Here is an 11,766-nt window from a genome sequence, read left to right as displayed (position 1 = left end):
GGACCGGCGCGGGCTGCGCCTTGGCCTGCTGGTGGCGCTGGTGGCCGCCCTGGTGGTGGCCGGGCCCGAGACATCCGAGCGTCTGCGCCGCGCCGTCCAGCCCGCCTTCGGCGCCCCGGTGCCGCCGCCTTCGTTGCGGCTGGAGGCCTGGATCTCGCCCCCCGCCTATACCGGCGCCGCGCCGGTTTTCCTGCCGCCGGAGGGTGGCTCGGTCACCGTGCCCGCCGGCAGCCGTCTGCAGGTCGCGCTATCCGGCGGCCGTGGCGGCGTGCCGGAGCTGCGCCTGGGCGAGACGGCCACCCCCTTCCGCGCCCTGGATGCCGGCAGCTTCACCGCCGAGGTGCCGCTCGACGCCGGCGCCCGCATCGGCGTGCGGCGGGATGGGCAGGATCTGGCGCATTGGACCATCGCCACCCAGGCGGATGCGCCGCCCCGCATCGTCTTCGCCGAACCGCCGGGGCCGGCGCAGCGTGGCCTGGCCATCCGGCTGCCATGGCGCGCCGAGGATGACTGGGGCCTGGCCAATGCCCGCGCCGAGATCACGCTGGCGCCACGCCCGGATGCGCCGCCGCTGGCGCTGGAACTGCCGATTTCGGGCGACAGCAAGCAGCCCCGCGGCGTGGCGCAGCCGGACCTTTCCGCGCATCCCTGGGCGGGGTTGCCGGTGCGGGTGCGGCTGGTGGCCCGCGACAACGCGGGGCAGGAAGGCCATTCCGACACGGCCGAGCTGACCCTGCCGGAACGGCGCTTCGAGCATCCGGTGGCCCAGCGGCTGGTGGAACTGCGGAAGTCGCTCTCGCTGGACCCGCTGGCGCGGCGGGGGGTCGAGCGTGGGCTGGATGAACTCTCCCTGCGGCCTGAGGATTTCGAGCACGACCTGACCACCTTCATGGCCCTGCGCAGCGCCCGCTACCACCTGACCTACGACCGCCGCCGGGAGGCGGTGGAAGAGGCGCAGGCGCTGATGTGGCAGACCGCCATCGCGCTGGAGGAAGGCCGTGCCAACCGCACCGCCCGTGCCCTGGCCGAGGCCCGCGAGGCCCTGCGCGAAGCCCTTGCGGAAGCAGAGCGTCAGCCGCCCGATGCCGAGCGTCGCGCCGAGCTGGAGCGCCGGGTGCAGGAACTGCGCGAGGCCGTCCGCCAGCATCTGGAGGCCCTGGCCGAGCAGTTGCAGCGCGAGAACGGCGACACTATGCCGCAGGACCCCCAGGCCCGGCTGATGGACCCGCAAGAACTCGACCGCCGCACGCAGGAGATGCAGGACGCGGCGCGCGAGGGCCGCACCCAGGACATGCAGCAGCAGCTTGCCGAGCTGGAGCGCATGCTGGAGGCGCTGCAGAATGGCCAGGTGGCGCGGCGGGAAGGCGGCAACCGCAACAGCCAGCAGCAGCAGCGCCAGCAGCGCGGGCAGCAGCAGATGGGCGCCATCCAGGACATGGTGCAGCGGGAAGGCCAGATGCTGGACCGCAGCCACCAGCGGGAACAGGCCGAGGCCGGGCAGCCTCAGCAGCAGCAGCGCCGCTCCCCCTACGGGCAGCAGCGCCAGCAGCAGCCCCAGGCCGGCGCCACCACGCCCGAGCAGCGCGCCGCCGAGGCGCAGCGCGATGCCCGCCAGCAGCGCGCCCTGCGCCGGGCCCTGGGCGAGCTGATGCAGCAGTTCGGCGACCTGACCGGCGAGATTCCGGAAGCACTTGGCCGTGCGGACCAGCAGATGCGGCAGGCGCAGGAAGCCCTGGGCCAGGGCGGCGACCCCACGCCGCACCAGCAGCAGGCGATCCGCGAGTTGCAGGAAGGCGCGCAGCAGATGGCGCAGACCATGCAGCGCCAGTTCGGCCAGGGCCAGCAAGGCCAGGAGCCCGGCGAGGGCCAGGGCGAGGCCAGCCGTGGCCAGGGCCGCGAGCCCGGCGGCGGCCAGGGGCGCGACCAGGCCATGGGGCAGGGGGAGGGCCGTGACCCGCTCGGCCGCCCCACCCGCAGCGAGCCGAATTCCAACGACACCGGCAGCGACACCGTGGTGCCCGGCGATGCCGAGGCGCTGCGCACCCGCCAGATCCAGGAGGAACTACGCCGGCGTGGCGCGGACCGGGAACGGCCGCCGTCAGAGCTGGACTATATCGACCGGCTGCTGAAGACCTTCTAGCTCCTCGGGCGTGGCACAGATCCGCCGCGCCCGCATCCAGGCCGAGAGCGCCGGGGAGGCGGTGGCGACGCAAAAGGGAATGGCCAGCAGCAGCGGCAGCAGGAAGGGCGCGCCCCAGAGCCAGGCGGTGCCGCCGGCCGCCAGCAGCAGCAGCGAGCCGGCCGCGCCCAGCACCGTCTGCGGCCAGAGCAGACGCGCGGCATCCCGCCAGGCCACGCCCCGCGCGGCGCGGTTCTGCGCTCCCCAGCCGCTGCCACGCCGGAAGGGCATGGCGAGCAGGAAGAAGCCCTTGCTGGCCATGTTGAGGGGGTCGGAGAAGAAGGCGAAGGTCATTTCCGCCATGGCGCCCCGCAGCAGCGCGCGGCGGCCGCCGAAGCGTGCCGCCAAGGCGGGGCGCAGCAGGGCCTCGGCATAGCCGGCCAGCTTGGGGGCATAAGAGGCCAGCCATGTGGCGCCGAAGAGCAGGGCCAGCGCCCCAGGCGGCGTGGCGGCCGCGCCGCCGGTGGCCACATTGCCCAGGGCCGCCACCAGCAGCAGCAGAGAGAGCGGCGCGGTGAGGAAGAGCAGCACGGCCTGGGCCAGTTGCCAGCGCCCCACCGGCCGCAGCCAGGGCAGGGGCAGCAGCCGCCAGTACTGCATGTTGCCGGCACCCCAGCGGCGGTCCCGGGCCAGGAATTCCGGCAGGCTGGGCGGGCTGGCTTCCAGGCTGCCGCTATCCTCGGCCAGGCAGCGCACCTTCCAGCCGGCGGCATGCAGGCGCACGGCCTCGACCTGGTCGTGGCTGAGGATGGCATGGCCGCCGGGAAGGTCGTCCAACCGCGCATGGGCGCGGAAGGCCGTGATGCGGATGATGGCGTTATGGCCCCAATAAGGTCCTTCGTCGCCCTGCCACCAGTTCTGCCCGCTGGCCCAGGAACGCATGCCGGCGCGCATGCCGAACTGGAACAGCCGGGCGAAGGCCGCCTCCGCCGGGCGGCCGGCGATGAGCTGCTGCAGGATGGCGAGCTTCGGGTCGGCCTCCATTTCCGCCACCAGCCGCAGCACGGCGGGGGCGGCCATGGCGGAATCGGCATCCAGGCCCAGCATCAGGTCCAGGCCTGCGGCGTGGTGGTCCAGGAACTCCATCACATTGCCGGCCTTGAAGCCGGTATTGTGCCGCCGCCGCCGGTAGCGCACCGCGATGGGCCGCCCCGCCCGGCTGGCCGCGAAGCCGGCCACCGCCTCCTCCTCCCGTGCCGCGAGGACAGGGTCCTGGGTATCGGACAGGAACCAGAGCACGAAGCGATGCCCCTGGCCCGCTGCCTCCAGCCCATCCAGCAGGGCGGGCAGGGGGGCGAGGACCGCGTCCATGTCCTCGTTGCGAATGCAAAGGGCGATGGCGGTGCGGAGCTGGCCGGTGCCGGCGGGCGCGGCGGGCAGGCCGCGCCCCCGCAGCCTGAGCGCCAGCCCGATCAGCGCATTGCCGGCCGAGATGGCGGACCAGGGCACCGTGCCGCCATAGGCCAGCAGGATCGCCACCTCCCACCCCGTCCAGCCGCCCGGCGACAGCACGCGCCAGAGCAGGGCCAGCAGCCCCGCGCTGATGCAAAGGCAGAGCAGGGCGAAGGCGAGCCGCCGCAGGGCGACCGGGGATGGGGCTTTCCGCACAAGGCCCAGATTAGGCCAGGCGCGGAGGCCGCACTACACCGCCGGAACCGCAACGCCGAGGCTGGTGGCGGTGCGGCGCAGATCCTCCCAGATATCGGCGGGCAGGGGCAGGCCCTCGCGCAGGCGCTTCTCGCGGCTGCGCTTCTCGGGCTCGCCGGGCAGCATCACGGGGCTGGCGGGGTCGATGGGGCGGCTGCCGGTGACCCATTCCAGGTATTCCCGGCCCATGCGCTGGAATTCGGCCTCCGTGCCGAAATGCGCGGGCGAGAGATAGATGGAGAGCAGGCCATTGGCGATGCAGCCGCGCTGGTCCCGCGGCCCCGATGTGCCGCCGCCGGTGAAGGCACCCGCCAGCAGCTCGCACATCAGCGCAAGGCCTGAGCCCTTGTGGTCGCCGAAGGCGCGGATGGCGCCGGGGCCATTGCCGGGGATGCGTGCGCCCACCTGCGGATAATCGCCGTAAAGCGTGTGCGGGTCGCCGGAGAAACGGCCATCGGGCTCGATCAGCGCATCGGGCGGCAGCGGCTTGCCACCGTTGCTGGCCACCAGAACCTTGCCTTCCGCCACTAGCGAAGTCGCGAAATCCAGCACCACCGGGCGGCCTTCCAGCGGCACGCCGATGGCGATGGGCGCGGTGGAGAAGCGCCGGTCCACGCCGCCATAGGGCGCGACGAGGAAGGAGCCAGCCACATTGACGAAATGGATGGAGATCAGGTCCTCGGCCAGCGCCTGCTCGGCATAGGTGCCGATGCGGCCGCAATGGCCGGAATTGCGCAGCGCCACCACGGCGGCGCCATGCTGCTTCGCCCGCGCGATGCCCATGGCCACGCCCTGCTTGGTCACCGCATGGCCGAAGCCGAATTGCGCGTCCAGCAGCAGGAAGGCGCCGCCATCGGTGACCACTTCCGGCTTGCGGCCGGCATGGAGGTAGCCCGCCTTGTGCCAGTCCACGTAGCGCGGCACCCGCACCACGCCGTGGCTGTCATGCCCCGCCAGGTTGGAGCCGACCAGGTGGCTGGCGATATCCCCAGCCTCTTCCCCGGCGCAGCCGATGGCCAGGAAGATGCCGCGGATCATGTCTTCCAGCGCCGGGGCCGGGACGTTGACGGTGTTGTAGTCGGGCATGGACGGTCCTTGTGGTGATTCGAATCTGGTCAGTGCGGCCTGAAGGTTGCGCCGCGCCGCGTCCTCGAAGCGCGCGCGGAAAGGTGCGGTGAGGAAGATAGGATCGCGCGCCAGCAGCCGGCGCAAGATGGCGGCGCGGCCGGTGCGGTAGGCTTCGGCCGGCACATGCGCGTATTCCTGCCGGATGGCACGGTCATAGGCATCGAAGCGGCCGGGTTCGGCACCCAGGATGGACAGGTCCATGTCCAGGAAGCTGGCGGTGTCGGCGGCAAGCTCCGGCGGCAGGTTCTCCGGCACCGCGTGGCGCTCGGTGGCCAGCACCATGGCGGCGGCGGCTTCCAGCCGGGCCGGCGGCACGGTGCCGGCCATCCAGTCCCGCAGCAGGGCGGCGCTGGCGCGCTCGTTGTCGCTGCGGCGTGGGTCGTAGACAGCATCGTGGAACAGGATGGCGAGCCGCACGGCCTCGGCATCGTGCAGGATGCCCTCGTATTCCCGCCACAGGGCCAGCAGCGCCTCCACATGCTGCCAGCCGTGATAGGCACGGCCGGCATGCAGGGCCTTCAGCGCATTCTCGTGCGGCACGGTCAGTTCAGTCGCGATATCGCCTCGGCCCCTGCCGCGAGGTCGCGGTTGAAGGTGGGGGTGATGACGATTTCATTGAGGCAGACATGCTCGGGCATGCTGGCCGCGAAGAGCACGGCGGCCGCCACATCGGCCGGTTGCAGCATGCGCGCGCGCTCCTCGGCGGAAGGCGGCTGCGGGCGCAGGTCCAGGATCGGCGTCGCGACCTCCCCGGGGCAGATGCAGGTGCTGCGGATATTGTGGATGCCATTCTCCGCGTTCAGCGAGGCGGAGAGCGCCACGAAGCCGGTCTTGGCGGCGATATAGGCGGGCCCTGAGACCGGCGAACCGCCTTTGCCGGCGATGGAGGCGATCTGCACGATCAAACCGCCACCACGCTTCCGCATGCCCGGCAGCACCGCCAGGCTGGTCAGGAAAGGCGCGGTCAGGTTCACGTCCAGCAGGGCGCGCGCATCGCCCGGCGCCAGTTGGTGCCAGTGGCGGCGGGGCGTGTTGGCGCCGGCATTGTTCACCAGCAGCGCGGGGGCTTCCTGCAGCTTCGCCACCGTGGCCTCCACCGCCACGGGGTCGGTGAGGTCGGCCGACAGGATCAGCGGCTCCTCCCCATCCAGCAGCGCGGCGGTCTCGCGCAGCGCGGCCTCCCGCCGGCCGGTCAGCGCCAGGCGCCAGCCGGCCCGCGCCAGCGAGATCGCCACCGCCCGGCCGATGCCGGAGCCCGCGCCTGTCACCCAGGCCAGCTGGTTCACAGGACGCGTCCCGTTTGCGGGTCGAGGAGATGCATGTTGCTCAGGTCCACTGCCATGGGGAGGTGCTGGCCGGGATGGGCCGGGGCATTGGGATCGACACGGCCACAGACCTCGGCGCCGTTCATCTTGAAATGCACCAGGGTTTCCATGCCCATCGGCTCCGTCACCTCCGGCACGGCGGGGAAGGGCGCGACATTGGGGCGGTCGAGGTTCTTGGCTTCCGTCAGGTGTTCCGGCCGGATGCCGAAGACTACCTCGCGCCCGGCCAGTGCCGCATAGCGGCTGGTACGCTCGGCCGGCACCGGCAGCACGATGTCGCCGGGCAGGTGGATGCGCAGCGCGCCCGAAGCCTGCTCCAGCCGCGCATCAATGAAGTTCATCGCGGGGCTGCCGATGAAGCCGGCCACGAAGCGCGTCGCGGGATTGTGGTAGAGCTCCTGCGGCGGCCCCACCTGCTCGATGACGCCGTTGTTCATCACCACCACCCGGTCGGCGAGCGTCATGGCCTCCACCTGGTCATGCGTCACGTAGATCGTGGTGGTGCGGACCGTCTGGTGCACCTTCTTGATCTCGGTGCGCATCTGCACGCGCAGCTTGGCGTCGAGGTTGGACAGTGGCTCGTCAAACAGGAAGACCTTGGGGTCGCGCACAATGGCGCGGCCCATCGCCACGCGCTGCCGCTGCCCGCCCGAGAGCGCCTTGGGCTTGCGTTCCAGCAGCGGCGTGATGTCGAGGATGCGCGCCGCATGGTCCACGCGGCGGCGAATCTCTTCCTTGGGGAATTTCCGCAGCATCAGCCCGAAGGCCATGTTTTCCGCCACGGTCATGTGCGGGTAGAGCGCGTAGTTCTGGAACACCATGGCGATGTCGCGGTCGCGCGGCGGGATGTCGTTCACCACCCGGCCGCCGATGGCGATCTCGCCGTCCGAGATCTCCTCCAGCCCCGCGATCATCCGCAGGGTGGTGGACTTGCCGCAGCCGGAAGGGCCCACCAGCACCACGAATTCCTCATCGGCGATGTCGAGGTCGATGCCCTTCACCGCCTGCACGCCACCTTCATAGGCCTTGACGACTTTCCGGAGCGTCACCTGCGCCATGGACGTTCTCTCCCTCAGCCTTTTGTTGCGCCGGCGGTCAGGCCGGCGATGTAGTAGTCCATGAGGAAAGCATAGACGAGCAGGGGCGGCAAAGCGGCCATCAGCGCCCCGGCCATGATCTTGCCCCACTGGAAGGTATCCGCGCGGATCAGGTCCGACACGATGCCGACGGTCAGCACCATCTGGTCCGAGGAGACCAGGAAGGCCATCGGATAGATGAAGGCCGCCCAGGAGACGGTGAAGGCGAAGATCATTGCCGCCAGGATGCCGGGCAGGGCCACGGGGATGAAGATCTTCCACAGCATCTGGATGTGGCTGGCACCGTCGATCAGCGCAGCCTCGTCCAGTTCCTTCGGGATGGAGGCGAAGTAGCCGATCATGATCCAGGTGCAGAAAGGCACCGTCAGGGTCGGGAAGATCAGGATCATCGCCAGGATGTTGTTGTACAGCCCCATGGAGCCGACGATCTGGAACATCGGGATGAAGAGCAGCGTCTCCGGCACCAGGTAGGTCAGGAAGACGCCGGTGGCGAGCGTGGCGCTGCCCCAGAACTTCATCCGCGCCAGCGCGAAGGCCGCCATGGTGGAGATCACCATGCTGATCACCACCGTGCTGAGCGTGACGATCACCGAGTTCCGGAAATGGATCAGGTAATTGCCCTGGGTCAGCAGCTCCCAGTAATTCTGCAGGGTGGGGTGCCGCACGATCCAGGGATTGCCGGACAGGTCGGCGATCTCGCCGCTGCTCTTCAGGCTGGTCATCAGCATGTGGAAGGGCGGCAGCATGAAGAAGACAACAAAGACGGCCAGCGCGATATAGGCGCCGATCATGGCCCAGCGTCGCTCGGCGGCGATGCTGCCGATGCGGCGCTGCGCCGGCACGAAGGGTGGGGAGGCGGCGGTGGTGCTCATGATCAGGCCATCTCCTTGGTACGCTTGTTGACGCCGCGCAGCGTGAATATCGCGAAGACCGCCAGCAGCGGGAACATGAACAGGCTGACCGAGGCGCCCAGCGGGATGTCGCCGGACTGGATGCCGATCTGGAAGGCATAGGTGGCGAAGACATGCGTGCTGTCCTGCGGCCCGCCGTTGGTCAGGATGCGCACGATGTCGAAATTGGCGAAGGTGACGATCAGGCTGAAGAGCACCGTGATGCTGATGATGTTACGCATCATCGGGAAGGTGACGTAGCGCAGCTTCTGCCAGGCGCTGGCGCCGTCGATCGCCGCCGCTTCATAGAGCTGGTCCGGCACCGACTTCAGCGCGGCCAGGTACATGATCATGAAGAAGGGCGCGCCATACCAGACATTCACCAGGATGACGGAGAAGCGTGCCCAGCCTGTGGCGCCCAGCCAGGGCACGGGGTCCACGCCCACGATGGCCAGCGCCCAGTTGAAGGCGGAATAGGAAGGGTCGAAGAGCCACCACCAGGCGAGGGTGGAGATGGCCGGCGGGATGACCCAGGGCACCAGCAGCATGCCGCGCCACTTGCGCTGCCCCTTGGCCGGCAGGGCATGCAGCACATGCGCCAGCACGAAGCCGATGATGGCCTTCAGCAGCACGGCCGAGACGGCGAAGACCACCGATTGGAACACCACGTTCCAGAAGGTCTCGCGCGAGAAGAGGAAGGTGAAGTTGTCGAGGCCGATGAAGCGGGTCTGCCGCTTGTTCAGCATCGAGAGATAGAGCGCGTAGAGGAAGGGATAGACCACTAGGCCGAGGATCAGCAGGATCAGCGGCAGCGTCAGCAGGAAAGCCACGGTGGAGTTGCGCCGCGCCAGCCGCCGCATCGCGCCTTGGCGCGGTGGCAGGGTGGAGGCGGAGGATATCACGGCCTGGGACATGCCAGGACTCCCTCAGCGGAATGGGGAAGACGCCCCGGCGGCATGTTGCCACCAGGGCCGTGGCGCCGCCTCAGCCGCGCTGGAAGCCTTCCAGCTCGCTCGATGCCCAGGCGATGGTGCGTTCCACCGGTTCCTTGTTCTGCACCACGCGGGCGATCATCTTGGCCTGGATGCCCTGGTTGTACATCTGCACCGCGATATTCGGCGGCGCCGGGTAGTCGGCGATGAACTGCTCCGCCTTGTGGTGCGGCCGTACCGGGTAGTTATAGACCACGCCGGTCGGCGGGCCTTCCTTCGACCAGGTGTCGAAATCCGTCATGCTGGTGAAGGGCGGGATGTCGTAGCCATTGGTGGCGGCCACCATGGCCTGGGCCTGTTCCCGCTGGCTCAGGTGCTCGATCAGCGCCTTGGCCGCGCCCTTGTTCCGGCTGAAGTTCCAGACGCCCCAGAAATACGGCAGGTAGGGCGTGAAGCGCCCGGCCGCGCCGGTGGGGGCGGGGAAGGTCCAGCACTGCTCGGCCACCTGCGGCGCGTCGCGCTTGGCCACGGCCCAGGCGGAGGGCGGGTTAAAGATCAGCGCGGACTTGCCCGAGATCAGCGCCCGGTTGTTGGAGGCGTCGTCCCAGGAAAACACATCCGCCGGCATGAACTGGCAGAGCCGCTGCGCGTAATCCAGCACCGCGCGGACCTTGTCCGACTTGGCCGTGATCTCGCCCTTGGCATTCACCAGCTCCGCGCCGAAGGAGCGGAACATCGAGCCGACCCAGTCGGTGGCATCGGGGAAGGTGCCCAGCGGCAGGCCAAAGGGCACGCCCGCCTTGTGGCAGCCCTCGGCGGCCTTGATGAAGGCGTCCCAGGTCCATGCATCCACATTGGCGGCGGTGTCATTGGCCGGGAACATCTGCTGGATGTCGATGCCGCCATGCTGCTTCAGCAGGTCGATCCGCCCCAGCGAAGGCTTGTTCTGCGAGCCGGAGATGGCCGGCACCGCGCGCCACTTGCCTTCCACCTTGGCCAGATATTCGACAATGGCATTCACCTTGCCGTATTTCTCGGCCAGGCGGTTCATCACGTCGTCCATCGGCTCCAGCAGCTCGGACTGCGCGTGCACTTCCCAGGTGGGGAAGGAGAGCACGTCATGGCCCTGCTTCGCCTGTGCCTCGGCGGCCAGGGTCAGAAGGTTCTTGTTGCCGACGGTGGTGATGAAGTCGAGCTGGATCTCGACCCTGTTCTTTTGCGCCCATTCCATGACGATCTTGCGCATGGCGTCGTTGCCGACGGGCACCCAGTGGTCCCACAGGCCGAGGGCGAGGCGCCCGCCCGAGGTCTGCCCATGCACATTCACCAGAGGCAGCGCACTGGCCGCTGCCCCCGCCATACCGGCGCGCAGCACCGTACGGCGGGTGAACCCGTTGCCTTCCATGTCCGTTACTCCTCCTGTGCGCGGGCAGTGCTCGTGCCGCCATGGGCTTTGGCCCTCTCACGCCGCAGGAAGGTTACGCAGGCGCAGCAGCCGGTTGCAACGGTTCTGATGCGGTGATTCGAAGTGCTGGCGCGGCCCTCATCTTGCCGGTCGCGGGCGGCGGGCGGAGAATGCGGCATGACCCTCCTTCCCACCCATGACGACGTCCTGGCCGCCGCCGACCGCCTGCGCGGCCGGGTGGTGCGCACCCCCATGCTGCGGCATCCCCTGCTGGATGAGATCGCCGGCGGCACCGTGCTGATCAAGCCGGAGTGCCTGCAGCGCACCGGCAGCTTCAAGCTGCGTGGCGCCACCAACGCGGTTTTGAAGCTGGACCAGGCGCAGCGCGCCGCCGGCGTGGTGACGCATTCCTCCGGCAACCACGGCCAGGCCATCGCCTGCGCCGCGGCGGCGGAGGGCGTGCGCGCCCTGATCGCCATGCCGGCCGATGCGCCCGCCATCAAGGTGGAGAGCACCCGCCGCTGGGGCGCCGAGATCACCTTCTTCGACCGCGCCACGACCGACCGTGAGACCCTGGCCGATAAGCTGGCTGCCGAGCGCGGCGGCACCGTCCTGCCGCCCTTCGATCACCCGGATGTCATCGCAGGCCAGGGCACCCTGGCGCTGGAACTGCTGGAAGATGCCCGCGCCGCCGGTTTCGAGCTGGACGCGCTTTCCGTCTGCACCGGCGGTGGCGGGCTGGTGGGTGGCTGCGCCCTGGCGGTGGAAGGCGCTTCTCCCGCCACCGAGGTCTGGGCGGTGGAGCCTGAAGGCTGGGACGACACCGCGCGCTCCCTCGCGGCCGGGGAGCGGATCGCCAATGACGGCAAGGGCACGACGCTCTGCGATGCGCTGCTCTCCATGCGCCCCGGCGCGCTGACCTTCGCGGTCAACCAGCCGCGCCTGAAGGGCGCTGCGGTGGTGACGCCGGATGAGGTCTTCCGCGCCATGCGCCTGGCCTTCGAGGCCCTGAAGGTGGTGGTGGAGCCCGGCGGCGCCGTGGCCCTGGCGGCGGTGCTGGCGGGCAAGGTGCCGGCGCGCGGCCGCACGGTGGGCGTGGTGCTCAGCGGCGGCAATGTGGACCCGGCGGTCTTCGCCCGCGCCCTGGCGGCCTGATGCTCGGC

9 protein-coding genes are annotated in these 11,766 nt (G+C 69.9%); 2 read left to right on the top strand and 7 right to left on the bottom strand.

What is annotated here, in order from left to right:
* Positions 1–2,140 (top strand): DUF4175 domain-containing protein (locus IBL25_RS20840; protein ID WP_187780429.1); only part of this gene is annotated, 2,140 nt, incomplete at its 5' end.
* Here IBL25_RS20840 and mdoH read toward each other — a convergent pair.
* The 7 genes from mdoH to IBL25_RS20805 all read right to left on the bottom strand — a co-directional run bounded on the left by mdoH (position 2,099) and on the right by IBL25_RS20805 (position 10,603).
* On the bottom strand, positions 2,099–3,787 hold the full coding sequence (gene mdoH / locus IBL25_RS20835; protein WP_187780428.1) for a glucans biosynthesis glucosyltransferase MdoH: 1,689 nt from the start codon (positions 3,785–3,787) through the stop codon (positions 2,099–2,101). The two genes, IBL25_RS20840 and mdoH, sit on opposite strands and share 42 nt — an antisense overlap.
* A gap of 33 nt (positions 3,788–3,820) precedes the next feature.
* Entirely contained in the window at positions 3,821–5,494 is a 1,674-nt protein-coding gene (locus IBL25_RS20830; RefSeq protein WP_367615653.1) for a malate/lactate/ureidoglycolate dehydrogenase, read from the bottom strand.
* A gap of 2 nt (positions 5,495–5,496) precedes the next feature.
* The gene (locus tag IBL25_RS20825) at positions 5,497–6,240 is read right to left on the bottom strand and encodes an SDR family oxidoreductase (protein WP_187780427.1); all 744 of its coding nucleotides are present in this window, start codon (positions 6,238–6,240) and stop codon (positions 5,497–5,499) included.
* Positions 6,237–7,337: an ABC transporter ATP-binding protein gene (locus IBL25_RS20820; RefSeq protein WP_187780426.1), complete on the bottom strand. Its 1,101-nt coding sequence runs from the start codon at positions 7,335–7,337 to the stop codon at positions 6,237–6,239. The genes IBL25_RS20825 and IBL25_RS20820 overlap by 4 nt, the downstream gene beginning before the upstream one ends.
* A 14-nt stretch (positions 7,338–7,351) precedes the next feature.
* On the bottom strand, positions 7,352–8,248 hold the full coding sequence (locus tag IBL25_RS20815; RefSeq protein WP_187780425.1) for a carbohydrate ABC transporter permease: 897 nt from the start codon (positions 8,246–8,248) through the stop codon (positions 7,352–7,354).
* Positions 8,249–8,250: 2 nt separating this feature from the next.
* Complete coding sequence (locus tag IBL25_RS20810; RefSeq protein ID WP_187780424.1) at positions 8,251–9,180, bottom strand: carbohydrate ABC transporter permease; 930 nt, start codon at positions 9,178–9,180, stop codon at positions 8,251–8,253.
* Between the two features lie 70 nt (positions 9,181–9,250).
* Positions 9,251–10,603, bottom strand: a complete 1,353-nt coding sequence (locus IBL25_RS20805; RefSeq protein ID WP_187780423.1) for an ABC transporter substrate-binding protein — start codon at positions 10,601–10,603, stop codon at positions 9,251–9,253.
* A gap of 177 nt (positions 10,604–10,780) precedes the next feature.
* Between IBL25_RS20805 and IBL25_RS20800 the strand changes: the two genes are divergently transcribed.
* A complete protein-coding gene (locus IBL25_RS20800) occupies positions 10,781–11,758 on the top strand; it encodes a threonine ammonia-lyase (protein WP_187780422.1) in 978 nt (325 codons plus the stop codon).
* The last annotated feature ends 8 nt before the right edge of the window (positions 11,759–11,766 follow it).

It is taken from the genome of Pseudoroseomonas ludipueritiae (assembly GCF_014490445.1).
Taxonomy (GTDB): domain Bacteria; phylum Pseudomonadota; class Alphaproteobacteria; order Acetobacterales; family Acetobacteraceae; genus Pseudoroseomonas; species Pseudoroseomonas ludipueritiae.
The sequence above is the reverse complement of the archived record's forward strand: the minus strand, read 5'-3'. Positions and strand labels throughout refer to the sequence as shown.

What these genes read in the sequence shown, in the direction of transcription:
- IBL25_RS20820 (WP_187780426.1), bottom strand. Translation starts at nt 7,337, where the DNA reads ATGGCGCAGGTGACGCTCCGGAAAGTCGTCAAGGCCTATGAAGGTGGC.
- IBL25_RS20815 (WP_187780425.1), bottom strand. Translation starts at nt 8,248, where the DNA reads ATGAGCACCACCGCCGCCTCCCCACCCTTCGTGCCGGCGCAGCGCCGC.
- IBL25_RS20810 (WP_187780424.1), bottom strand. Translation starts at nt 9,180, where the DNA reads ATGTCCCAGGCCGTGATATCCTCCGCCTCCACCCTGCCACCGCGCCAA.
- IBL25_RS20805 (WP_187780423.1), bottom strand. Translation starts at nt 10,603, where the DNA reads ATGGAAGGCAACGGGTTCACCCGCCGTACGGTGCTGCGCGCCGGTATG.
- IBL25_RS20800 (WP_187780422.1), top strand. Translation starts at nt 10,781, where the DNA reads ATGACCCTCCTTCCCACCCATGACGACGTCCTGGCCGCCGCCGACCGC.